This window comes from Streptomyces sp. L7, from assembly GCF_050990935.1.
Taxonomy (GTDB): domain Bacteria; phylum Actinomycetota; class Actinomycetes; order Actinomycetales; family Microbacteriaceae; genus Leifsonia.
The window spans coordinates 1,084,633-1,108,007 of record NZ_CP194644.1 but is presented as its reverse complement, the minus strand read 5'-3'; the positions used below and the strand labels follow the sequence as shown (position 1 = coordinate 1,108,007).

Annotated in this window: 20 protein-coding genes and 2 pseudogenes; 19 read left to right on the top strand and 3 right to left on the bottom strand. The window is 71.3% G+C overall.

What is annotated here, in order from left to right; all coding sequences use genetic code 11:
- Positions 1–118: 118 nt before the first annotated feature.
- Complete coding sequence (locus ACR5MH_RS05560; RefSeq protein WP_431346256.1) at positions 119–640, bottom strand: DUF3515 family protein; 522 nt, start codon at positions 638–640, stop codon at positions 119–121.
- A gap of 26 nt (positions 641–666) precedes the next feature.
- On the opposite strand from ACR5MH_RS05560, the pseudogene thiL reads away from it, so the two are divergent.
- Positions 667–1,404, top strand: a pseudogene (gene thiL / locus ACR5MH_RS05555) (thiamine-phosphate kinase); the annotation flags it as partial.
- A 378-nt stretch (positions 1,405–1,782) separates the two neighbouring features.
- Here the strand turns inward: thiL and ACR5MH_RS05550 are convergent.
- A complete protein-coding gene (locus ACR5MH_RS05550; protein ID WP_433862608.1) occupies positions 1,783–2,031 on the bottom strand; it encodes an RsmD family RNA methyltransferase in 249 nt (82 codons plus the stop codon).
- Between the two features lie 368 nt (positions 2,032–2,399).
- Here ACR5MH_RS05550 and ACR5MH_RS05545 point away from each other — a divergent pair, with 368 nt between their 5' ends.
- From ACR5MH_RS05545 to mutM, 11 genes and pseudogenes are all read left to right on the top strand, one after another.
- Positions 2,400–3,173, top strand: coding sequence for a tetratricopeptide repeat protein (locus ACR5MH_RS05545; RefSeq protein ID WP_431346258.1), 774 nt, complete (start codon positions 2,400–2,402; stop codon positions 3,171–3,173).
- A pseudogene (locus ACR5MH_RS05540) lies at positions 3,170–5,376 on the top strand (ATP-dependent DNA helicase RecG). The gene ACR5MH_RS05545 and the pseudogene ACR5MH_RS05540 overlap by 4 nt, the downstream one beginning before the upstream one ends.
- A gap of 88 nt (positions 5,377–5,464) precedes the next feature.
- Positions 5,465–5,947, top strand: a complete 483-nt coding sequence (gene coaD, locus ACR5MH_RS05535) for a pantetheine-phosphate adenylyltransferase (RefSeq protein WP_185277676.1) — start codon at positions 5,465–5,467, stop codon at positions 5,945–5,947.
- Positions 5,948–6,035: 88 nt separating this feature from the next.
- A complete protein-coding gene (locus tag ACR5MH_RS05530; protein ID WP_433862607.1) occupies positions 6,036–7,103 on the top strand; it encodes an AAA family ATPase in 1,068 nt (355 codons plus the stop codon).
- Positions 7,104–7,107: 4 nt separating this feature from the next.
- A complete protein-coding gene (locus ACR5MH_RS05525; RefSeq protein ID WP_431346260.1) occupies positions 7,108–8,463 on the top strand; it encodes a DUF58 domain-containing protein in 1,356 nt (451 codons plus the stop codon).
- Positions 8,456–10,309, top strand: a complete 1,854-nt coding sequence (locus tag ACR5MH_RS05520) for a transglutaminaseTgpA domain-containing protein (RefSeq protein ID WP_433862389.1) — start codon at positions 8,456–8,458, stop codon at positions 10,307–10,309. The genes ACR5MH_RS05525 and ACR5MH_RS05520 overlap by 8 nt, the downstream gene beginning before the upstream one ends.
- Positions 10,261–10,719 carry a hypothetical protein gene (locus ACR5MH_RS05515; RefSeq protein ID WP_433862388.1) on the top strand — a complete coding sequence of 153 codons (459 nt, stop codon included), beginning with the start codon at positions 10,261–10,263 and terminating at the stop codon, positions 10,717–10,719. The genes ACR5MH_RS05520 and ACR5MH_RS05515 overlap by 49 nt, the downstream gene beginning before the upstream one ends.
- Before the next feature lie 47 nt (positions 10,720–10,766).
- Positions 10,767–11,303 (top strand): YceD family protein, encoded by a 537-nt coding sequence (locus ACR5MH_RS05510; RefSeq protein ID WP_433862387.1) that lies wholly within the window; start codon positions 10,767–10,769, stop codon positions 11,301–11,303.
- Positions 11,304–11,305: 2 nt separating this feature from the next.
- Positions 11,306–11,509 carry a 50S ribosomal protein L32 gene (gene rpmF / locus ACR5MH_RS05505; RefSeq protein ID WP_055919953.1) on the top strand — a complete coding sequence of 68 codons (204 nt, stop codon included), beginning with the start codon at positions 11,306–11,308 and terminating at the stop codon, positions 11,507–11,509.
- 56 nt (positions 11,510–11,565) lie between these two features.
- Positions 11,566–12,279: a ribonuclease III gene (rnc, locus tag ACR5MH_RS05500; RefSeq protein ID WP_431346262.1), complete on the top strand. Its 714-nt coding sequence runs from the start codon at positions 11,566–11,568 to the stop codon at positions 12,277–12,279.
- Complete coding sequence (gene mutM, locus ACR5MH_RS05495; protein WP_431346263.1) at positions 12,257–13,168, top strand: bifunctional DNA-formamidopyrimidine glycosylase/DNA-(apurinic or apyrimidinic site) lyase; 912 nt, start codon at positions 12,257–12,259, stop codon at positions 13,166–13,168. Before rnc ends, mutM begins: the two co-directional genes overlap by 23 nt.
- A gap of 52 nt (positions 13,169–13,220) precedes the next feature.
- Here mutM and ACR5MH_RS05490 read toward each other — a convergent pair whose 3' ends face one another.
- Entirely contained in the window at positions 13,221–14,291 is a 1,071-nt protein-coding gene (locus ACR5MH_RS05490; protein ID WP_433862386.1) for a GNAT family N-acetyltransferase, read from the bottom strand.
- A 340-nt stretch (positions 14,292–14,631) separates the two neighbouring features.
- On the opposite strand from ACR5MH_RS05490, the gene ACR5MH_RS05485 reads away from it, so the two are divergent.
- The 7 genes from ACR5MH_RS05485 to smc all read left to right on the top strand — a co-directional run bounded on the left by ACR5MH_RS05485 (position 14,632) and on the right by smc (position 23,369).
- Positions 14,632–15,738 carry a branched-chain amino acid ABC transporter substrate-binding protein gene (locus tag ACR5MH_RS05485; RefSeq protein WP_431346266.1) on the top strand — a complete coding sequence of 369 codons (1,107 nt, stop codon included), beginning with the start codon at positions 14,632–14,634 and terminating at the stop codon, positions 15,736–15,738.
- A 122-nt stretch (positions 15,739–15,860) separates the two neighbouring features.
- The gene (locus tag ACR5MH_RS05480; protein WP_431346267.1) at positions 15,861–16,871 is read left to right on the top strand and encodes a branched-chain amino acid ABC transporter permease; all 1,011 of its coding nucleotides are present in this window, start codon (positions 15,861–15,863) and stop codon (positions 16,869–16,871) included.
- Positions 16,868–17,536: a branched-chain amino acid ABC transporter permease gene (locus tag ACR5MH_RS05475; RefSeq protein ID WP_433862385.1), complete on the top strand. Its 669-nt coding sequence runs from the start codon at positions 16,868–16,870 to the stop codon at positions 17,534–17,536. The genes ACR5MH_RS05480 and ACR5MH_RS05475 overlap by 4 nt, the downstream gene beginning before the upstream one ends.
- A complete protein-coding gene (locus tag ACR5MH_RS05470; RefSeq protein WP_433862384.1) occupies positions 17,533–18,027 on the top strand; it encodes a branched-chain amino acid ABC transporter permease in 495 nt (164 codons plus the stop codon). The genes ACR5MH_RS05475 and ACR5MH_RS05470 overlap by 4 nt, the downstream gene beginning before the upstream one ends.
- Before the next feature lie 46 nt (positions 18,028–18,073).
- Positions 18,074–18,967 (top strand): ABC transporter ATP-binding protein, encoded by an 894-nt coding sequence (locus ACR5MH_RS05465; RefSeq protein ID WP_433862383.1) that lies wholly within the window; start codon positions 18,074–18,076, stop codon positions 18,965–18,967.
- Positions 18,954–19,667, top strand: coding sequence for an ABC transporter ATP-binding protein (locus tag ACR5MH_RS05460; protein ID WP_431346268.1), 714 nt, complete (start codon positions 18,954–18,956; stop codon positions 19,665–19,667). Before ACR5MH_RS05465 ends, ACR5MH_RS05460 begins: the two co-directional genes overlap by 14 nt.
- A 120-nt stretch (positions 19,668–19,787) precedes the next feature.
- Positions 19,788–23,369 (top strand): chromosome segregation protein SMC, encoded by a 3,582-nt coding sequence (gene smc, locus ACR5MH_RS05455; RefSeq protein WP_433862382.1) that lies wholly within the window; start codon positions 19,788–19,790, stop codon positions 23,367–23,369.
- The last annotated feature ends 6 nt before the right edge of the window (positions 23,370–23,375 follow it).

Below are 23,375 nucleotides of genomic sequence, written 5' to 3'. Positions count from 1 at the left end.
GCGAAGTCCTACGCGCCGCGATTCGTGCCGAATGTCGTGAATGCGTGCGCGTAACGCGACATTCGTGCGGAATGTGGGCGGTGTTGCGGGTGGCGATTCGTGCCGAATGTTCGAGGGGTCAGCGGGACGGGGTGGGCGTCGGCGACGGGGTGGGTGTCGGGGGCGCGAGCGTGGTGTCCAGGGTGGAGAGGCACTTCTCGGTCTGCTTGATGCTGGAGATCGCCGACGCGAACTCGGGGAGCACGGCGGCGTCGGAGGCACCCGACACGTGGTCGATGACGACCTCCGTCGCCGGCGTGCGGCCGAAGGTCTGGTAGACGACCTGCTTCGCGGCCGGGTCCGACATCAGCACCCAGTCGACGCCGCTGACGTCGACGCACGGCTTGGTCGTCGGGCCGATCGGGGGGACGCCGCAGCGCAGCAGCACGGCGGCCGGGTCGCCCCACGCGCCGGTCGCCTGCGCGTCCGTCTCCCGGCGGTTCTTGTCGGCCACCGAGTCGGGCAGGCGCACCGAGATCTCGGCGCAGCCGGGGTCGTTCGCGTCCGCTCCCGGGTCGAGGGAGACCGTCGGCGCGCACCCGGCGAGGGCGAGTGCGGCGGCGGCGAGCACGAGGGCGAGGGCGGAGCGGCGAGCGGACATCAGGATTCAGGCTACCGTTGTGAGTCATGGTGGATTCTGGGAGCGCGGCCGACACTGTCGCAGGCGCGTCCGAACGCGAGGCGCTGAAGCGCATCTTCCCGCGGCTGCCGGAGTCGTCGGCGACGCTCGTCGGGCCCGGCGACGACGCGGCGGTGCTCGCGGCGCCGGACGGCCGGTTCGTGGTTACGACGGACATGATGGTGCACGGCCCCGACTTCCGGCTCGCCTGGTCGTCGCCGGAGGACCTCGGCTGGAAGGCGGCGGCGACCAACCTGTCCGACGTGGCCGCGATGGGCGCGGTGCCGACAGCGCTCGTGGTGGCGATCGCCGCGCCGCAGACCCTCCCGGTGTCCGCCCTGGAGCACATCGCCGACGGCTTCCGTGCAGCCTGCGCCGAACTCGCGCCGGGGTGCGGTGTCGTCGGCGGCGACCTGTCGGCGTCCGACACGCTCACGCTGGCGGTGACCGCGTTCGGCGACCTGCAGGGCCGCGCCCCGGTGCTGCGGAGCGGCGCGCGTCCGGGCGACGTGGTGGCGGTCTCCGGTCGCCTGGGCGCCGCCGCGGCGGGACTCCGGCTGCTGTTCGCGGAGGCCGTGGACGTGGACGGCGTGCCCGATCGCGAGCGCTTCGCGGCCGTCGCCGCCGCGCATCCCGACCTGGTCGGCGCCCAGCTGCGGCCGCGCCCTCCCGTCGCCGACGGCCCCCTGGCCGCGGACGCCGGCGCGACCGCGATGCTCGACCTCAGCGACGGCCTCGCCCTCGACGCCCGCCGGGTGGCCGAGGCGAGCGGCGTCGCCATCGACCTCGACCGCGCTGCCCTCGGCGACGACCCGCTGACGGCGCTGACCGCGCTGACCGGGGAGAGGACCACGGCCTCCTGGCCTGCTTCCCGCCGGGCGCCGTGCTGCCCGGGAGCTTCCGCCGCGTCGGCGCCGTCCGCGAGGGCGCCGGCCTCCTGGTCGACGGCCACCCGTTCGACGAGCGCGGCGGCTGGGACCCCTACCTGGAGTGGGACGGGCACAGCGGCTAACGGAGGAGATCCGTCGCGACACGCCGGGTGCGGGCAGTCAGCGGAGGAGATCGACGGCTGGGGAGGGCGGGAGTCCTCCGGGGGCGGGGTCAGGGGGTCAGGCGGGGCGCGGTCAGGCCGGCGACAGGTAGTGGACGGCGGTCTCGCCGTAGGCGCGCGTGCGGTCGAGGACGAGGCCCTCGGGGAGGCTCGGGGCGCCGTCGCGGGTGCTGCGCTCGACGCAGACCAGGGCGTCCTCGGTCAGCAGCGGCACCAGCCCGGTGAGCACGGCGAGCAGGTCGGCGTCCGGGAGATTGTACGGCGGGTCGACGAAGACCAGGTCGAAGGATGCCGCCGGGCCGGCCGCGAGGTACGGCAGCACCGCCGTCGCCCTCACCTCCACCTCGGGCCGCGCCCCTTCGGCGCCGCACGCACGACCGCCTCGGCGTTCCGCCGGCAGATCGCCGCGGCCGCCGCCGACTTCTCCACCAGCAGCACGCGCACGGCGCCCCGGCTGGCCGCCTCCAGCCCGAGCGCGCCCGAGCCGGCGAAGAGGTCGAGCACGTGGGCCCCGCGGACGGCGTCGCGCGCGTCCAGCCCGGAGAACACCGCTTCGCGCACACGGTCGCTGGTCGGGCGCGTGCCGCTCCTGGGCACCTGGAGCGTCAGCGAGCCGGCGAAGCCGGAGACGATTCGGGTCATAGCCCTCCGAGCCTAGCGGTGCCGCCGCGGCGCCAGCAGAATAGGAGCATGGACGAACGCCTCCCGCAGGCGGAACTCGACGCCCTGTGGCGGTACGACGACCCGATCGCCTCCGCCGAACGCTTCGCGATCGCCGCCGCCGAACCCGACCGCCCCGAACTGGTGCGCGCCGAGCTGGAGACCCAGCGCGCCCGCGCACTCGGGCTGCAGGGCCGGTTCGCCGAAGCGGACGGCCTGCTCGACTCGCTGGAGCCGGCCGGCGGCACGCTCGCCGTGCGCATCCTGCTGGAGCGCGGACGGCTCCGCAACACCGAGGGCCTGCGGGCGGAGGCCATCCCACTGTTCGAGAGCGCGTTGCTGGCCGCGCGGCGCGACGACGACGCGTTCCTCGCGGTCGACGCCGCCCACATGCTGGCCCTCGCCGACCCGGACCGCTCCGAGCAGTGGACGGAGGAGGGCCTCGCCGACCTCGCGAACAGCAACGACCCGCGCACGCTGCGCTGGGGCGTCGCCCTGCACAACAACCGGGGCTGGGCCCTCTTCGAGGCCGGCCGCCCGCACGAGGCGCTCGGCTCGTTCGAGTCGGCCCTGGAGGTCGCCGAGCGCTACGGCACGCTCGATCAGCAGTTCGCCGCGCGGTGGTCGCTCGCCCGCTGCCTGCGCGAGGTCGGCCGCTGGCAGGAGGCCTTCGACATCCAGGCCAGGCTCGCCGCCGAGCGCCCGGGCGAGAGCGACGTGGCGGATGAGCTCGTCGCACTCGCCGACGTCGAGGCGCAGGTGCGCGACACGGCGACGGAGGCGGCCCCTACGATCGAACCATGACCTCCAGCACCGCCACGGCCTCCGACGGCACCGTCGCGCTCGAGACCCGGCTGACCGGGGTGCTGGGCGGCCGCACGGCCTCCGCGTTCGAGAAGGCGTTCGGGATGCGCACCGTCGCCGACCTGCTCGCGCACTACCCCCGCCGGTACGCGTCGCGGGGGAGCTGACCGCGCTGGCGAACCTGCCGCTGGACGAGCACGTCACGATCGTGGCCGAGGTGCTTCGGGTGCAGGAGCGTCCGATGCGGGCGCGGCGCGGCTCCATCCTGGAGGTCAAGATCTCCGACGGCGAGGGCATCCTGACCCTCACGTTCTTCAACCAGGCGTGGCGCTCGAAGGAGCTCGCGCCGGGCGTGCGCGGCATCTTCGCCGGCAAGGTGTCGGCCTACCGCGGCGCCCTCCAGCTCGCCCACCCGGACTACGAGCTGTTCGCCGACGACGCCGAGAACGCCGTCGCCCCGGGCAGCGCCGCCGCGAAGGAGTGGGCGCAGACCCCCATCCCGATCTACCCGGCGACCGGCACGGTGGCGAGCTGGCAGGTGCAGAAGGCGGTCGGTCTGGCCCTCGACGCGCTCGGCCCGTGCCCCGACCCGGTGCCGCAGGCGATCGCGACCGAGCGCGGGCTGCTGCCGTTCCGCGAGGCGCTGGAGGGCATCCACCGGCCGCAGAAGAACGCGGAGTGGCAGCGCGCCCGCGACGCGCTGCGCTTCCAGGAGGCGTTCGTGCTGCAGGCCGCGCTCCTGCAGCAGCGCGCCGAAGCCCGGTCGGTCGCGGCGACCCCGCGGAAGGCGACCCCCGGCGGCCTCCTGGAGCGCTTCGACGCCATCCTGCCGTTCACTCTGACCGGCGACCAGGCGGACGTCGGGCGCGAGATCGCCCACGACATCGGCTCGGCCGAGCCGATGCACCGCCTCGTGCAGGGCGAGGTCGGCTCGGGCAAGACCCTGGTGGCGCTGCGGGCGATGCTCGCCGTGGCGGACAGCGGGGGCCAGTCCGCGCTGCTCGCACCGACGGAGGTCCTGGCCGCCCAGCACCTGCGTTCGATCGCGGACATGCTCGGCCCCGACCTGTCCGCCGAGCTGATGCCGACGCTGCTCACCGGCCAGCTCTCCACCGCTGAGCGCAAGCGGGCCCTGCTGCGGACGGTGAGCGGGCAGTCCCGCATCGTGGTCGGCACGCACGCACTCCTCGGCGACGCCGTCACGTTCTTCGACCTCGGCCTGGTCGTCGTGGACGAGCAGCACCGCTTCGGCGTCGAGCAGCGGGAGGCGCTGCGCGCGAAAGGCGGGACGCCCCCGCACGTCCTCGTGCTCACGGCGACGCCCATCCCGCGCACGGTCGCGATGACGGTGTTCGGCGACCTGGAGGTCTCCACCATCGCGCAGCTCCCGGCCGGCCGCCAGGGGATCGAGAGCTTCGTCGTCCCGCTCGCCGACCGGCCGGGCTGGGAGCGCCGGATCTGGGAGCGCGCGTCGGAGGAGATCGGGCTCGGCCGCCAGGTATTCGTGGTGTGCCCGGCGATCAGCGCGAAGGAGGCCGAGGACGACGGCGAGGACGCTCCGGCGCCCGACGACGACGCAGGACCGCCCCGGCCCGCCGCCAACGTGGAGTCGGTCGCCGCGCAGGTGCGCGCCGACCCGCTGTTCGCGCAGTCGCGCGTCGGCGTGCTGCACGGGAGGCTGTCCTCCGACGAGAAGGACGCCGTGATGCGCGCCTTCGCCGCCGGCGAGCTCGACCTCCTGATCGCCACCACCGTGATCGAGGTCGGCGTCAACGTGCCGAACGCCTCCGCCATGATCGTGCTCGACGCCGACCGGTTCGGCGTCTCGCAGCTCCATCAGCTCCGCGGCCGGGTCGGCCGCGGCGACGTCCCCGGGCTCTGCCTGCTCGTCACCTACGCCGAGGAGGGGTCGCTCGCCCGCGAGCGCGTCGATGCGGTCGCCGCGACGCTCGACGGCTTCGAGCTGGCCAACGTCGACCTCGAGCTGCGCCGCGAGGGCGACGTGCTCGGCAGCCGCCAGTCCGGCGGCCGGTCGTCGCTCAAGCTGCTGCGCGTGGTCTCCGACGGCGAGCTCATCGCGGAGGCGCGCGTCGCCGCCGCCGAGACGCTGGACGACGGCGGCCTCGCCGCGCATCCCGCCCTCGCCGCGGCGCTCGCGCGCAGGCTCGACGAGTCGGAGCGCGCCTTCCTCGGCAAGTCCTGACGGCGCCGCCGGGCCACGCGACACCTGCTCTGGGAAGATAACGGATTCACAACGAATAGCCGGGTATCGCGTAATAGTCTGGTGCCCTATGAACAGGATCGCCGTAGTCCCTGGATCGTTCGACCCGGTCACTCTCGGGCATCTCGATGTCATCGAGCGGGCCGCTCGGCTGTGGGACGAGGTCCACGTTCTGGTGGTGCACAACCCGGACAAGTCGGCCCTGCTGCCCATCGCGCAGCGCGTGGCCCTGATCGAGCGCTCGATCGAGGACGCCGGCATCCAGGGGCGGATCGTCGTGGCGTCGTGGTCGGTCGGCCTCCTGGTCGACTACTGCACCGATGTCGGGGCGGACGTGCTGGTCAAGGGCATCCGCTCCCAGGTCGACGTCGCCTACGAGACCCCGATGGCGATCGTGAACCGCCACCTCGCCGACGTCGAGACGGTCTTCCTGCTTCCCGACCCGGCGAACGCGCACGTGTCGAGCTCCCTCGTGCGCCAGGTCGCCAACCTCGGCGGGGACGTGAGCCCCTACGTGCCTCCCGCCGTATCCGAGCTGCTGTCAACCACATGACCCGGGTGGAGAGATGAACAGTTACGCGACGCGCCAGCCCACGGAGTCCTCTGTCGCCCCTGAGGAGGTGGGCCTGCCCGCGCCGGGGATGGACCTGGACGAGTTGCGGCGCGCCGCGGAGCAGATCACCGCCAACGTGGAGTCCGTCATCGACGGCAAGCACGACGCGGTGCAGACGGCGCTCGTCGTCCTGCTCGCCGAGGGCCACCTCCTCATCGAGGACGTGCCGGGCGTCGGCAAGACCATGCTGGCCAAGTCACTGGCGAAGTCGGTGGACTGCTCGGTCAGCCGCATCCAGTTCACCCCGGACCTGCTGCCGAGCGACGTCACCGGCGTCTCGGTCTACAACCAGGCCGAGCGGCGCTTCGAGTTCAAGCCGGGCGCGGTGTTCGCGAACATCGTGATCGGCGACGAGATCAACCGGGCCAGCCCCAAAACGCAGTCCGCCCTCCTGGAGTGCATGGAGGAGCGGCAGGTCACGGTCGACGGGTCGACGTACCCGCTGGCCGCTCCGTTCATCGTGGTGGCGACGCAGAACCCGATCGAGATGGAGGGCACCTACGCCCTCCCCGAGGCGCAGCGGGACCGCTTCATGGCCCGGATCGCGATGGGCTACCCCGACGAGGACTCCGAGATCGCGATGCTGACCACGCGCGACACCTCCAGCCCGCTGTCCCGGATCGGGCCGGTCGTCAGCGCGGAGGAACTGCGCGCGATGATGACGACGGCCCGCGCGGTCTTCGCGTCGTCCCCGGTGAAGCAGTACGCCGTCGATCTCGTGCGCGCGACGCGCGAAGACCGAGACCTCCGGCTCGGCGCGAGCCCCCGCGCGACGCTGCAGCTCGTGCGCGCGGCCAAGGCGATGGCGGCGCTCGACGGCCGCGACTTCGTCCTGCCGGACGACATCGACGCGCTGGCCGTCCCGGTGCTCGGCCACCGGCTGCTTCCCACCAGCCGCGCACTCGGCCACCACCACGAGAGCGCGCCCGTCATCGCGGACATCGTGCGGCGCATCGTGGCCGCGACGCCCGTACCGGTCGGCTCCGGCGCCATCGGCGGCGCGAGCGGCGCGGTGCGGAACGGTGCAGGGCACACCGCGGCCGCGACCGGCAGAGACCGGACCGCCACCGGAGCCGCGCGCACAGGCGGGGAGTAGTCCCGTGGCAGGGCGCGCGGGGCCGTCGCCCCTGAAGAAGCCGCGCCCCACCGCGCGCGGTTGGACCTTCGGCGCCGTCGGCGTCGTCGCGCTGGCCGCCTCCGCGTTCTTCGGCCGCACCGACGTGCTCTTCGTCGGCGTCTTCCTCACCGTGCTGCCACTGGCGGCGATGATCTCGGTCACCCTCGATCGGCCGCGGCTCACCGTGGCCCGCAGCTTCCACCCCGACGTCGTCGCGGTGGGGGAGCAGGCGACCATCGTCACAACGGCGCGCAACCAGTCCGCCCGGCCGAGCCCGCCCGCCCGGTGGCGCGAGTACGCCCCGGCCGGTGTGGAGGTGCAGGGCTCCGCGCCGTTCCCGCGGCTGGGCGCTCACCAGGTGAACGTCGCGCACGGTCGCGACACGGTCGTGCTGCGGCAGGATGTCGTCGCCTTCCGGCGCGGATCCCACCCGGTCGGGCCGCTCATCGTCAGCCGCACCGACCCGTTCGGGGTGGCCTACGCGGAGTACGCGGTCGGGCAGCCGCGGCAGCTTCTGGTGACGCCCCGCGTGGTTCCGCTCTCGAGCGGCGAGCTGGACGTGGCGCACAGCGAGGGCGCCGAGCACGAGTTGCAGCGGCACAGCATCCCGAGCGCCGACGAGCTGATCGCCCGCGAGTACCGGCCGGGAGACCCGCTGCGCCGGGTGCATTGGCGGGCGACAGCCCGGCACGACAAGCTGATGGTCCGTCAAGAGGAGCAGCGCAGCAACCCGGAGGCCTGGATCGTGATGGACACCCGGCCCGCGCCGACGTCCCTCGGCGCCCTCCGGCCTCCCGGACCCCGGAGCGCATACGAGCCGGAGGACGCGCTCTTCGAGACGCTGATGCAACTGGTCGCGTCGGTCGGGGTCCACCTCCTCGACGAGGGCTTCGTCCTCAGCGTGGTGGAGACCGCCCCGCGGCAACTCTCGGGTCGCAGCGGAGCAGGCAGGACGGGCACGCTCGGGTCGATCACGCCCACCTACGACCGCGGGACGGCCGACCGGCTGCTGCTCGCGGACCTGGCCGCGGTCGACGCAACCGCGGTCACACGCGACGACGCCGTCGCCGAGCTGGCCTCCGGGCTGCGGCGCGCCGGACGCGCCGTCCCGATCTTCGCCGTGCTGCTCGACGGCACGCCCGAGCTCGGCTCGCTCGCCGCGTTGCGCGGGATGGGCGACCCCGCCGTCGCGTTCGTCGGCGAGGGGGCCTCGCCCGAGGTGGAGGACGTGCTCGGCGACGCCGGCTGGCTCTGCGTGTCGTTCGCAGCGGGCGACGACCCGGCCGAATGCTGGCAGCGCGCCCTGGACCGACAGCGGGCGGTGGCGGGTCATGGTTAGCGAGGCCCTCCCGCTCGGGCTGACCCGCGTCCGGCGCCGGCGGCAGGCCTACTGGCGGATCACCGGGGCGCTGGTGCTGCAGCTGCTGGCGCTCAGCTTCGCGCTGGGCGGCCTCATCCAGGGCCCGTCGTGGTGGTTCGCGCTCATGCTGACCAGCTCGTTCCTGCTGGTGTGCGGAGCGGGCCTGCGCGCCGTCGGCGTGCACCGCGGGCTCGTCCCGGTGCTGGAGCTCGTGCTCGCCGCGATGATCATGACGGTGACGTTCGGTAGCGGGACCGGGTTGCTCGGCCTCATCCCCACGCCGGGCACGGTGCAGCGCTGGGGCGGATATCTGCAGCAGGCGATGCTCTCGATCTACCAGCAGGGAACGCCCGCCGAGAGCCTTCCCGAGTTCATCTTCCTGGTGGTCGCGGGGGCGTGCGTCATCGCGATCGTCCTCGACACCCTGGCGATCGCGATCCGCGCTCCGGCTTTCACCGCCGTCGGCGTGGCGGCCGTGCTGGTGGTACCCGGCGCACTGCTGGGCGACGGGCTCGACCCGATCGCCCTGGCGGCGTCGGCCGCCGCGTTCCTCTGGCTGCTGCGCTGCGACGTCCGCACCAGGAGGCCCGGTGCGGGCCGGCCTGGCGCGGCGCTGTCCGTGGGCGCCGCGGCCGTCGTCGTCGCGATGCTGCTGTCCGGGACGGCGCCCGGCTTCGACAAGGGCGGCGCGACCTCCTTCACAGCCGGCGGCATCTCGATCGGCGGCACCGTGACCCCGCTGATCGACCTCGGCAAGGACCTCCGTCGTCCCGCCGCCGTGCGCGCGCTGACCTACACGACCACGGCCGCCGCCGGCCAGTACCTCAAGCTCGCCTCGCTCGACCAGTTCACCGGCTCGGTCTGGAAGCACCGCGAGCGCGACACCAAGCGACTGTCCGACGGCGTGGCGGTCGGGCCCGTTCCCGGGCTGTCGGCCGCCGTGAAGCGGTCCAAGATCACCACCTCCGTACAGATCGACGACATGACCAGCCGCTGGCTGCCGGTGCCCGCGCCCGTGCAGTCGGTGAAGGGCCTGAACGGCACCTGGTCGTGGGACCCGGACGACCTCACCCTCGGCGGGATCAACGTGACCACGCAGGGCCAGAAGTACACCGCGACGAGCCTGATCCTCGCTCCGACGGCCGACCAGCTCAAGGCGGCGGGCGGCTTCGTGCCCGCCGACATCCAGCGCGACCTCTTCCTGCCCTCCAACATGCCGGCGATCGTCGGGCAGACCGCGCTGACCGCCACCGCCGGGGCGGTGTCGGAGTACGACAAGGCGGTGGCGCTCCAGGACTACTTCCGCGACAACGGCTTCGTGTACTCCACGCAGACGCCGCTGAAGCAGGGCTACGACGGCGACGGCGCGCGAGTGATCGCGAAGTTCCTGGAGGTCAAGAGCGGCTACTGCGTCCACTTCGCCTCGGCGATGGCGCTGATGGCGCGCAGCCTCGGCATCCCGGCCCGGGTGGCGGAAGGGTACCTGCCCGGCACATCGAGCGGCGGCACGGCGAACAGTCCCGGCACGTACACGGTCACCAGCGACGACCTGCACGCCTGGCCTGAGCTGTATTTCGCCGGCGTCGGCTGGGTGTCCTTCGAGCCGACGGTCGGCCGAGGAACGATCCCGAGCTACACCCGGCCGAACGCGACGCCGGACCAGATCGCCCCGACTTCCGCACCCGGCTCCTCCAACGCAGCGAAGCGCCTGGTGCCCACCGACCAGCCGAATGTCGCGGGCGCGGGGGCACCACGCCGCCGTCGCCGCTGCAGCCGGTGCTCTCCGGGTCAGGCGTCGCGCTGCTGGTCATCGCCGTGCTCCTGACGCCCGCGGTGATCCGCCGGATGCGGCGGCGCGGGAGGCTGAGGCGCCTCTCCGAGTCGTGGGGCGGCGCGTCGGTCGTCTGGGACGAGCTGCGCGACACGGCCCGCGATCTGGGCTGGTCGGCGCCGGACACCGAGACGCCGCGCGTCTTCGCGCGCCGCATCGCCGCGGCCGTCGAGGGCACTCCGGGCGAGGAGGCCGTACTGCGCCTGCTCGACGTGCGCGAGCGCGACGCCTTCGGGCCGCCGACGCGCGCGGTGGCGGTCGGGCTCGCGGAGGATCTCCGGCGGGTGATCGCCGCGCTCGAGGAGCAGGCGGGCCGCGGGCTCCGGCTGAAGGCGGCGCTTATTCCTGTGTCGTTGCTGCCAGCCGGCTGGCGTTCGCCTGCGAGCGCCGGCGGTCCCGCGTAACATAGCCGATCGTGAGTACCTTCAGAACCACCCCGTACACGGTCGGTGTGTACGACCTCATGCGTCGTCCCGGCGAGATGCGCGAGCAGCGCCTCAGCGTCCCGGTGAAGGAGAAGCTGGGGGAGGGACTGCTGTCGGTGCCGGAGGGTGCGACCATCGATCTCGACCTCCGGCTGGAGTCCATGCACGAGGGCATCCTGGTCACGGCGGAGGCCGAGGCCACCGCCACGGGCGTCTGCGGGCGCTGCCTGATCGACATCGAGCAGCCTGTCGAAGTCGATTTCCAGGAACTTTTCGCGTATCCTTCTACGGAAGCTTTCGATTATGAGGTTCACGACGACCACGTGGATCTTGAACCTCTGATCAGGGATGCGGTAGTGCTGTCACTGCCGTTTCAGCCGGTGTGCCGGCCGGACTGCCCGGGTCTCGATCCTGAGACCGGGGAGAGGCTGGCGGATGTACCGGACCGCAAGCCGAACGAGACCGTCGATACTCGCTGGTCCGCGCTCGCGGCGTTCCAGGCTTCCGACACCGAGTCCACCAGCAACAACGCCCCGGCCGCCGGGGCTGGAGAAGAGAGATAGTCATGGCCGTTCCGAAGCGGAAGCAGTCTCGCGCCAACACCCACGCCCGTCGTTCGCAGTGGAAGGCCGAGGTCCCCACGCTCGTCAAGTCGATCGAGAACGGCAAGGTCGTCTACAGCCTCCCGCACCGTGCCAAGGTCGTCGAGGACTCCGCGGGCACCGCGCTCTTCATGGAGTACAAGGGCCGCAAGGTCGCCGACGTCTGACTCGGCAGCGCGGCTGAACAGCGCACGAGGCAAACGAAGTAGGGGGAAGCAGGAACGTGGTCGGCGAGAACACTGACCGCTCTGCCCTCATCGAGAAGCTCGGGGTCGACATCGACCCCGAGCTTCTCGTGCTTGCGCTGACCCATCGCTCGTACGCGTACGAGAACGGCGGCATTCCGAACAACGAGCGCTTGGAGTTCCTCGGCGATTCGATCCTCGGCCAGGCCGTCACCGTCAAGCTGTTCCGTGAGAACCCGGACCTCGATGAGGGTGAGCTCGCGAAGCGCCGCGCCAGCCTGGTGAGTTCGGTGGCGCTCGCGGAGGTCGCCCGCAGCATCGGTCTCGGCCAGTATCTGCGTCTCGGCCGCGGCGAGAACCAGAGCGGGGGCCGCGACAAGGCTTCGATCCTCGCCGACACCGTCGAGGCGCTGATCGGCGCCACCTACCTGGACGCCGGCGGCGAGGCGGCGACCGCGCTCGTGCTGCGCCTGGTCGACCCGTTGCTGGCCGACCCCGACCGGTTCGGGGCGGCGATGGACCCCAAGACCAGCCTCCAGGAGGCGGCCGCCCACCGCGGCGCCGGCCTCCCGGTCTACACGGTGACGAACACGGGCCCTGACCACTCCAAACTCTTCCACGCCACCGTCTCGGTGGGCGACCTCGTGACCGCCACCGGCGAGGGCACGAGCAAGAAGCAGGCCGAGATGGCCGCTGCGCTCAGCGCCTGGACCGAGCTGACCCGCCGCCGTGCCCGAGCTCCCCGAGGTTGAGGTCGTCCGCGCCGGCCTGGCGCCGGCGGTCACGGGTGCGACCATCCTCGGGGTGGAGGTCTTCGAGCCGCGCTCGCTGAAACGCCACGATCCGGTCGCGGGTGCGTTCGAGACGCTGCTGACCGGCCGTGTGATGGAGGAGCCCGCCCGTCGCGGCAAGTTCCTCTGGATCCCGCTGCAGGGCACGCCGCGCCGCGCCATCGTCGCGCACCTCGGGATGAGCGGGCAGATCCTGCTGCGCGAGCCGGGCTGGGACGAGGCCGGACTGCTCCGCATCCGCCTGCACATCGAGACCGCCGCGACCCTGCCCGGCGACCACCGCGAGCTGTGGGTGAACTTCGTCGATCAGCGCATCTTCGGCTCGATGGCGGTGGACTCCCTGGTCCCGACCGCCGACGGCGCCCCCGCCGGCCGGGGAACGTCCGAGCCGCTGATTCCGACGCAGGTCGCCCACATCGCCCGCGACCCGCTCGACCCGGCGTTCGACGACGCGGGGTTCGTCGCCGCGCTCACCCGTAAGAACAGCGGGATCAAGCGCGTCCTCCTCGACCAGACGGTCATCAGCGGCATCGGCAACATCTACGCGGACGAGGCGCTCTGGGCGGCCCGCATCCACTACGAGCAGCCGGCGTCGTCGCTGAGCCGGGCGAAGGCCCGCACGCTCCTGGCGGAGGTGCGTCACGTGCTGGAGAAGGCGCTGGCGGAGGGCGGCACGAGCTTCGACGCCCAGTACGTGAATGTCAACGGGAACTCGGGCTACTTCTCGCACAGCCTCAACGCCTACGGCCAGGAGGGTAAGCCCTGCCCGCGCTGCGGCACCCCTATCGTCCGCGAGCGCTTCATGAACCGGTCGTCGCACTTCTGCCCGCGGTGCCAGCGGCTGCGGTGATTACCAGGAATTGGCAACTTCGCCCTCATGAAAGCCCGTAGGTCGGGCGCACCTACTCCAACGTCTTCTGCCAGTGCCCGGTCAGCGCGTGCAGTTGGAACCCGAACGCGCGGTTGATCGCCAGCATCGGCACATTCTCGTCCGCGTTCCAGGTCAGCAGCCGGTGGATGTGCGGCGCGTGGTGCGCCAGCTCGTGGATGTTCTGGAGCTTCACCAGGGTGCCGAGGCGGTGCCCGCGGTGGGGCATGGCCACGAGCGTGTCGTACTGCTCGGCCTTGTCGCCGTCGGCCGGGACCGCGATCTCCGTGTACGCGGCCAGTTCGCCGGTGTCGATGCACTCGGCGGCGGTGACCAGCAGCGGCTCGCCCCGTTCGGCCAGTTCGCGCTCCTGGGCGCGCACGCGCTCGCCCGTCCACTCCTCGCGGTCGACCGCGATGCCGCTCTGCGGGATGTCCGTCGACATGCGCGCCTTCAGCGCCGCGAACGGCTCCAGGAGGTCGTCGGGCGCGTGTCCCAGCCAGGACACCGCGCGGTAGCCCGTGGCGGAGGCCGCCGTGCTCGCGAGGCCGGCCTCCCTGGCCCGCGGCAGCGGCAGCAGCAACTCGCTGGAGCGCTCCACCTGGCCGAGCTGGTACCCGTGCCGCAGGGCGAAGCGCACGTCACGCGACTCAGCCGGCAGCCCGGCCGTGCCCGAGCGTGCCCGGATGACCGACACGCTGTCGGCGAGCGTGCTCGCCGGGTGCTCGGTGTAGGCGCTGATGACACGCCTCCCGCCCTCCGCTGCCAGCTCCTCACCGGCTGCCAGGAGGGCCGAGCCGATGCCGCGGCCGCGCACCGCCGGGGCCACGTCCACGAGAAGGCTCACGGTCTCGGCCTCCTCCTCGATGGGGAAGTCCGCCTGGACACGACCCACGACGACGCCGTCCTCGATCGCGACGAGCAGGATCTTCTCCTGGTAGTCCTGGGCGCGGAACGCGGCCAGCGCCTCCTCGGCCGTCTCGACGAAGTCGTCGGTCTTCCACAGCGCGACGCTGATCCCGTTCAGGACGCCGACGAGCTCCTCGAACAGCCACGACTCCGCGGTGCCGAGCGCCCGGGGAGGGGAGAGCCGCTCGATGCGCACCGCTGCCTCCCGCTGTCGTCGTACCGGATGTGCGGAGAACTACTCACCATATCCCGCGCCCGGACGGGTGGGGAAGAGCATCGAACGGTTTGGTTTCGATCGTGTAAATCTGGGCGCCAATGGCGGGTGCAAATGCTTGCATCGCATGTAGTCTCAGCACACATATTCGTGGTGCGACGAGGCGAACACGCCGCGTTCGACACGGATTCACGTCGAGAGGCAGAAGATGCTAGGAAAGAAAGTCACGATCGGTGCGGCTGTTGCAGCGTCAGTCGCACTGCTCCTCGTTGGGTGCGCCAACCAGCCGTCAACCGGTGGCTCCACCAACACCAACTCGAAGGTGAACATCCCGGCGATCACCTCGGTTTCCACCCCCAAGGACGCGGTGCTCCCCGCGGGTGATGGCAAGGCCACCTGCCCCTCCGGGCTCACCATCGCGTACGTCGGAGCCGAGACCGGCCCGAACGCTCAGCTCGGAATCAACATCTTCAACGGCATCCAGTTGGCCCTCAACCAGCACAACCAGGCCAACAAGGGATGCCAGGTCGGCTTCAAGAAGTTCGACACCGAGGGCGACCCGAACAAGGCGACCGGCCCGGTCACCCAGGCGGTCAACGAGGCCGACATCGTCGGTGTCGTCGGCCTCCCGTTCTCCGGTGAGTCCAAGGCGACCGGAAACATCTTCGAGCAGCAGGGCCTGGTGCACATCACCCCGTCCGCGACCAACCCGGCGCTGACCCAGAACGGCTGGAAGACCTTCTTCCGCGGCCTCGGCAACGACGCCGTGCAGGGTCCGGCGGCGGCGAAGTTCCTGACCGACAAGCTGAAGGCCAAGAAGGTCTACCTGGTCCAGGACGACTCCGACTACGGAATCGGCCTCGGCACCACGACCTCCAAGGCGCTCGGCAGTGCGCTCGTCGGCACCGACAAGGTGACGACCGGCCAGAAGGACTTCTCCGCGGTGATCTCCAAGATCATCAACGCGAAGCCGGACGCCGTGTACTACTCGGGCTACTACGCCGAAGGTGCGCCGTTCGACCAGCAGCTGGTCAACAAGGGATACACGGGCACGTTCGTCGGCCCCGACGGCGTGAAGGACGACCAGTTCATCAAGCTGGCCGGCGACGCGTCCAGCAACGCGTACTTCACCTGCCCCTGCATCCCGGGTGAGCTGATCCCGTCGTTCGAGTCGGCCTACAAGTCGCTCGCCAGCGCCGAGCCCGGCACCTACTCGATCGAGGGCTACGACGCCACCACCGTCCTGCTCGCCGGCATCGACAAGGGCAACACGACCCGCGCGAAGCTCGTCGACTGGGTGAAGAACTACGACGCCGACGGCCTGAGCAAGCACTACAAGTGGGACTCCACCGGTGAGCTCCAGGCGCCGACCGTCTACGGGTACAAGGTCGAGGGCGGCAAGATCGTCCCGATCGGAACCATCGGATAACGCGACACGCGAAGGTGCCGCGGGCCGCCGTGGCCCGCGGCACCTTTGTTTCGACTCTCTCGTACGCTCGTAAGACCTGAGCCGGACCAACGACGATCCGACACTGACACCTGGAAGCTCGAATGCTCGAAACCCTCCTCCTCGTCCATCCCGTCCTCGACAACTCGTGGATCAACTTCGATGTCGGCGCCCTCGTCCAGAACTTCTGGAGCGCCACCTTCGACGGCCTCACCTTCGGCGCCATCTACGGCCTGATCGCCGTCGGCTACACGCTGGTCTACGGCGTGCTCAACCTGATCAACTTCGCCCACTCCGAGGTGTTCATCGTCGGCGCGTACGGCGTCGTGATCACCCTCACCTCGCTCGGCTTCGGCCCCAGCGCGCCCAACCTGAGTCCTGTCGCGATCATCGGCGACCTGCTGCTCGCCCTGCTGGTCGGCATGGCGGCCTCCGCGGCCACCGCCTACGTGCTCGAACGCGTCGCGTACAGGCCGCTGCGAAAACGGAACGCGCCACGCCTCGTGTTCCTCATCACGGCGATCGGCGCCTCGTTCACGATCCAGTACCTGATCTTCCTGATCCGGGGCGCGAACGCGGAGCCGGCGGTGACGATGTTCATCCCCAAGCCGATCTTCGACGTCTTCGGGACGATCGTGAACAGCCAGCAGCTCATCATCGTGATCGCCTCGGTCGTCCTGATGATCGCCACGGACATGTTCATCCGCCGCACCCGCACCGGCCGCGGCATCCGCGCGGTCGCGCAGGACGCCGACACCGCGACGCTGATGGGCGTCAACAAGGAGAAGATCATCCAGATCACCTTCATCACCGGCGGTATCCTCGCCGGCGCGGCGGCCCTGTTCTACGTGATGCTGGTGCCCTCCGGCGTGATCTACAACGGCGGCTTCGTGCTCGGCGTCAAGGCGTTCGCCGCGGCCGTCCTCGGCGGAATCGGCAACGTGCGCGGCGCCCTCCTCGGCGGGCTGCTGCTGGGCGTGATCGGCAACTACGGCCAGATCCTGCTCGGCGACTCGCAGTGGACCGACGTCGTCGCATTCGTCGTGCTGGTACTGGTGCTGCTGGTCAAGCCGACCGGCATCCTCGGCACCTCTCTCGGACGGAGCCGCGCATGAGCACCACAGAAGGCCCCAAGGTCCTGCCCGACGGACGGTCGGAGCAGGCGGCCGACGCGCTGGAGGCAGCGCGCGCCGGCCGGAAGAAAGGTCCGCTGCAGCCGCTGCGCGACTACTGGAACGGCCTCCCGCGGGCCGTGCAGTGGGCGTGGCTGCTCATCGTGGTCGCAGTGGCGTACGCGCTGCCGTACCTGAACTTCTTCCCGCTCACCACCGAGCCCGGCAACGACTGGCCGCTCGCGTGCTTCGCGATGGCCACCTACGGCCTGATCGCGATCGGCCTGAACGTGGTGGTCGGCTACGCCGGCCTCCTCGACCTCGGCTACGTCGCGTTCTTCGCCGTCGGGTCGTACACCGCGGCCATGCTCACCAGCCCGGACTCGCCGTTCCTCAAGATCCCGTACCTGTGGACGGTTCCGGTCGCGATGGCGGTGACGATGACCTTCGGCGTCATCCTCGGCGTGCCGACGCTCCGCCTCCGCGGCGACTACCTGGCGATCGTCACGCTCGGCTTCGGTGAGATCGTGCGCATCCTCGCCACGATCATCCCGGCGATGAAGGGCCAGGTCGGCTTCCAGAACGTCGGCCACCCGCCGGGGAGACCGCAAAGGGCATCCCGATCTTCTCCAACTCCAACGGCGTGCCCTGGTACTGGCTCACGGTGACGATCATCATCGTGATCCTGCTGCTGGTCGGCAACCTGGAGCGCAGCCGCGTGGGCCGCGCGTGGATCGCCATCCGCGAGGACGAGGACGCCGCCGAGATCATGGGCGTGCCCACCTTCAAGTACAAGGTCTGGGCGTTCGCGATCGGAGCCGGCGTCGGCGGACTCTCCGGCGCACTGTTCGCCGGGCAGGTCGGCTTCGTCAACAACCAGAAGTTCGACGTCCAGACCTCGATCCTGTTCCTCGCTGCCGTCGTGCTCGGCGGCGCGGGAAACAAGGTCGGTGCGATGATCGGCGGCGCGATCGTGGCGTACATCCCGCTGCGGTTCACCGCGATCGCGGACTACAAGTACCTGATCTTCGGCATCGCGCTCGTGCTGATCATGATCTTCCGCTCGCAGGGCCTGTTCCCGGCGCGGCAGAAGCTCCTGGCCTACGGGCGGCTCGCGTACCGAAGAGTGGCCCAGACGGCGAAGGGAGGAGCGCGATGAGCGACGGACCCACCACACCCACCACACCCCCACCCCGGCGACCCCGGTGAGCCCGGAGGAGGAGCCGGCCCTCGGCGCCAACGAGGACGAGCTGGAGGCGGCAGGCGTCGACCTCGACGTCGCGGAGGCCGCGGCCCCCGACCGTGAGATCGCGGTCGAGGTCGGCGAGAACATCGTGGAGGTGCGCAACCTCACGGTCAAGTTCGGCGGCCTCCTCGCCCTCGACGACGTCTCGTTCGACATCCGCCGCGGCGAGATCCTCGGGCTGATCGGGCCGAACGGCGCGGGCAAGACCACCTGCTTCAACGCGATGACGGGCGTCTACAAGCCGACGAGCGGCGACGTGCTCCTGGAGGGCCAGTCGATCAAGGGCCGGAAGCAGCACCAGATCACCCGGCTGGGCCTGGCGCGCACGTTCCAGAACATCCGCCTGTTCGGCGAGATGACCGCGCTGGAGAACGTGGTCGTCGGGCTCGACGCACGGCACCGCACGTCGGTGCCCGGTGCGCTGCTGCGGCTGCCTCGGCACACGCGGGAGGAGAAGTCCTCGATCGAGCGCGGGATGGCCCTGCTCGAGTTCGTGGGCATCGCCGACCACGCCGCCGACCTCTCCCGGTCGCTGCCCTACGGGTCGCAGCGCCGCCTGGAGATCGCGCGCGCCCTCGCGACGGACCCCAAGGTGCTCTGCCTGGACGAGCCGGCCGCCGGCTTCAACCCGGCGGAGAAGGAGGACCTGATGGACCTCATCCGGACCATCCGGGCCGACGGGTACACCGTCCTCCTCATCGAACACGACATGAAGCTGGTCATGGGCGTGACGGATCGCATCGTGGTGCTGGAGTTCGGCCGCAAGCTGGCCGACGACGTGCCGCAGGAGATCCGGAACGACCCGCGCGTGATCGCCGCCTACCTCGGGGAGCCCGAAGATGACGTTGCTTGAACTGAAGAACATCAGCGTCTCCTATGGACGCATCGAGGCGATCCACGACATGTCCTTCTCCGTCGAGGAGGGCGAGATCGTCAGCCTGATCGGCGCGAACGGCGCGGGCAAGTCGACCACGATGAAGACCATCTCGGGCATTCTGAACCCGTCGAAGGGCTCCATCCTGTTCGACGGCCAGGACATCACCAAGATGAAGGCGCACATTCGGGTCGTCCGGGGCATCTCGCAGGCACCCGAGGGACGCGGGATCTTCCCGGGCATGACGGTGATGGAGAACCTCGACATGGGCGCGTTCGGCCGCAAGGACCGGTCCAACATGGGCCCGGACTTCGAGCGGGTGTTCTCGCTCTTCCCGCGTCTGGCCGAGCGCAAGACGCAGGTCGGCGGCACGATGTCCGGAGGCGAGCAGCAGATGCTCGCGATCGGGCGCGCGCTGATGTCCAACCCGCGGCTGCTGCTGCTGGACGAGCCCTCGATGGGGCTGGCCCCGCAGTTCATCCGGCAGATCTTCTCGATCGTCACGGAGATCAACAAGCAGGGCACCACCGTCCTGCTGGTGGAGCAGAACGCCAACCAGGCGCTGGCGCGCGCCCACCGCGCCTTCGTGCTGGAGACCGGCAGCATCACACGCGCCGGAACCGGCCGCGAACTGCTCTCCGACCCCGCCATCAAGGAGGCCTACCTCGGCGTCGGCTGACGCCGGGCACCTGCCGAGTACGCGAAAAGTCCGCCGTTTCCACCCGGAACGGCGGACTTTTCGCGTACTCGACGGCCCGTGGAACGAGGATGGGCGCAGGGGTCGGGTAGATTCGCGTGCGTGTACTTGAAGAGTCTGACGCTCAAGGGCTTCAAGTCGTTCGCCACCCCGACGACTTTCGCCTTCGAGCCGGGCGTCACCTGCGTGGTCGGGCCGAACGGCTCCGGCAAGTCGAACGTGGTCGACGCCCTCGCCTGGGTGATGGGCGAGCAGGGCGCCAAGACGCTTCGCGGCGGCAAGATGGAGGACGTCATCTTCGCCGGCACCTCCACCCGCGGCCCGCTCGGCCGCGCCGAGGTACAGCTCACGATCGACAACACCGACGGCGCCCTCCCGATCGAGTACACCGAGGTCACCATCTCCCGCACGCTGTTCCGCAACGGCGGCAGCGAGTACGCGATCAACGGCCAGTCCTGCAGGCTCCTGGATGTGCAGGAGCTGCTGAGCGACTCCGGCCTCGGCCGCGAGATGCACGTCATCGTCGGCCAGGGCCAGCTCGACGCCGTCCTGCGCGCCACCCCGGAGGAGCGCCGCGGCTTCATCGAGGAGGCAGCGGGCATCCTCAAGCACCGCCGCCGCAAGGAGAAGACCCTCCGCAAGCTGGAGGCCATGCAGACCAACCTGACCCGGCTGAGCGATCTCGCCGGGGAGGTGCGCCGCCAGCTCAAGCCGCTCGGCCACCAGGCCGAGATCGCTCGCGAGGCGCAGTCCATCGCCGCCATCGTCCGCGATGCCCGAGCGCGCCTGTTGGCCGACGACGTGGTCGGGCTGCGCCGCGCGCTGGACGACCACACCCGCACGGAGGCCGAGCGTCACAGCGAGCAGATCGTCCTGCAGGAGCAGCTCGAGCAGAAGCAGCTCCGCCGCACCCGGCTGGAGCAGGCGCAGATCGGCGATGCGGTCGATGCGGCCCGCAGCACCGCGTTCGCGCTGGAGCAGGCGCAGGAGCGCCTGCGCGGCCTCTATACGCTCGCCACCCAGCGCCTGGCACTGCTCGGCAGCCAGGCCGACACCGCCGACGACGGGCCGCGCGTCAGCCCCCAACAGGTGCAGGACGCCGCCGACGAGGTCGAGCGCCTGCGCGGCGCCGTCGTGGCGGCCGAGGCGGCCTGGCAGGCGGCGCAGTCCGCGACCCGCGCCGCGCGCGCACGCCTGGACGCGGTGGATGACGAGATCGCCGCCCAGAGCGCGCTCGTCTCCAAGCACGACCTGGAGATCAGCAAGCTGAACGGCCAGGCCGAGGCCGCCGCCCAGCGTCTCGCGGCGGTGCGCGGCGAGGTGCTGCGCCAGCAGAACGCGCTGGACGCCGCCGCCGAGCGACTGGAGAAGGCCCGCGCCGAGTTCGCCGCGCGGGAGGCCGAGACCGCGACCACGGACCTCGGCGAGGGCGCCCTGGATGAGGCGTACGAACTCGCCCAGGCCGACGTCTTCGAGGCCGAGGGGCTCATCGAGAAGCTGCGCGACGACCTCCATGCCCTGGAGCGCGAGCGGGACGCCCTCGCGGCGCGGACCTCCGCGCTGTCGCTGGCCCTCGACCAGAAGGACGGCTCGGCGGCGCTCGTCGCTGCGCGCCTCCCCGGGGTCCGCGGACTCGTGGCCGAGCACATCCGAGTGCATCCCGGCAACGAGGCCGCCATCGCCGCCGCGCTCGGCACGCTCGCGGACGCGGTGCTCGCCGAGAGCAGGGACGACGCCTTCGACGCGGTCGCGCGCGCCGGCGCCGACGACCTCGGCCGGGTCGAGGTCGTCGTCGCCGACGCCGCCGCTCCCGAGGTGGACCTGACCGGCGTCGTCGGCGTCGTCCCGGCCCGCTCGGTCGTGGACGCGCCGAGCGGCGTGCTCGGTCTGCTCGCCTTCACCGCCATCGCGGAGGACCTGGGGGCCGCGCGCGCCGCAGCCGACGCCTTCCGCGCGCGCGGGCTCGGCGGACCCGTCACCCTGATCACCCCCGCCGGCGAGGTGCTGACCGAATTCGTGCTGCGCGGCGGCTCGGGCGCGAAGCAGAGCCGCATCGAGTTGATCGCCGACCGCGACGCCGCGGAGGATCGCCTCGGCGAGGTGACCTCCCTGATCGACCGCGCGCGGTTCGCGCTGGCCGAGCAGCGCGGCGTCCTCCAGGTCGCCAAAGAGCAGTCCCAGACCGCGCTGACCTCGCTGCGGGAGTTCGACGCCCAGCTCGCCGCCCGGACCGAAGGGCTCAACCGGGTCAAGGTGCAGTACGAGTCCGCCGTGGCGGAGTCCGACCGGCTGAGCCGCGCGCTGGAGCAGGCCGCCGAGCGCGTCGCCGAGGCCGAGTCCGCCGCCGAGACCGCGAAGTCGGAGCTGGAGGTCGCGCGCTCCCGGCCGCGGCCGATCCTCGATGTCTCGGCCCGCGACGCGCTGTCCGTCGAGCTGGACGCCGCCCGCGAGGCCGAGGTCGAGGCGCGCCTCGCGGTCGAGACGGCGAAGGAGCGCGTCCGCGCCGAGCAGGCCAGAGGAGAGGCCCTAGCCCGGCAGCTCGAGGCCGAGCGCGCCGCCGCCGAGGAGGCCGCCCGCCGCGCCGTCATCCGCCGCCGGCAGCTCGAGGCCGCGCAGGGAGTCGTGGATGTCCTCCCCGCCGTGCTCGCCTCCGCCGACCGCTCGGTGTCGCAGGCGCGCCTGGAGCTCGCCGCAGCCGAGGCGCAGCGCGCAAGCCAGAACGAGGAGCTCGCGACCGTCCGCCGCGAGGAGGCCGCTCTCCGCGAGCGCCTGCACGGCATCACCGAGTCGGTCCATGGCCTGGAGCTGCAGATCTACGAGAAGAAGCTGCACCTGTCGAGCCTGCTGGAGCGGGCGGGCAGCGAGCTCGGCCTCGTGGAGGACGTGCTCGTGGCGGAGTACGGGCCTGACGTTCCCGTGCCGCCGGACACCCGCGACGAGGACGAGGCGCCCCGGGAGGGGGCCGACGTCGGGGAGGCCGACGACGCCGAGACCGGGGAGCGCCCCGGCACCCCCTACATCCGCGAGCAGCAGCAGAAGCGCCTCGCCGCCGCCGAGCGCAAGCTCGGCCAGCTCGGCCGGGTCAACCCGCTCGCGTTGGAGGAGTTCGCGGCCCTCGAGCAGCGGCACAAGTTCCTCACCGAGCAGCTCACCGACCTCACCAACACCCGGAAAGACCTGCTGACGATCATCGAGGAGATCGACGAGAAGATGCAGACCATCTTCGAGTCGGCCTTCGCGGACACCGAGGCCGCCTTCGAGCGTGTGTTCCCGATCCTGTTCCCCGGCGGCTCCGGTCACATCGCGCTGACCAACCCCGACGACCTGCTCACCACCGGCATCGAGGTGTCCGTCAAGCCGGCCGGCAAGAAGATCGAGCGGCTCTCGCTGCTGTCCGGCGGCGAGCGGTCGCTTGCCGCCGTCGCGCTGCTCATCGCGATCTTCAAGGCGCGCCCCAGCCCGTTCTACATCATGGACGAGGTGGAGGCCGCGCTCGACGACGCCAACCTCGGCCGGCTGCTCACGATCTTCGAGGACCTCCGCGAGAACAGCCAGCTCATCGTGATCACGCACCAGAAGCGCACGATGGAGATCGCCGACGCCCTCTACGGCGTCTCGATGCGCCAGGACGGCGTGTCCGCTGTCGTCGGCCAGCGGGTCGCCGCCGAAAGAGCCTCCGCCTAGCAGCCA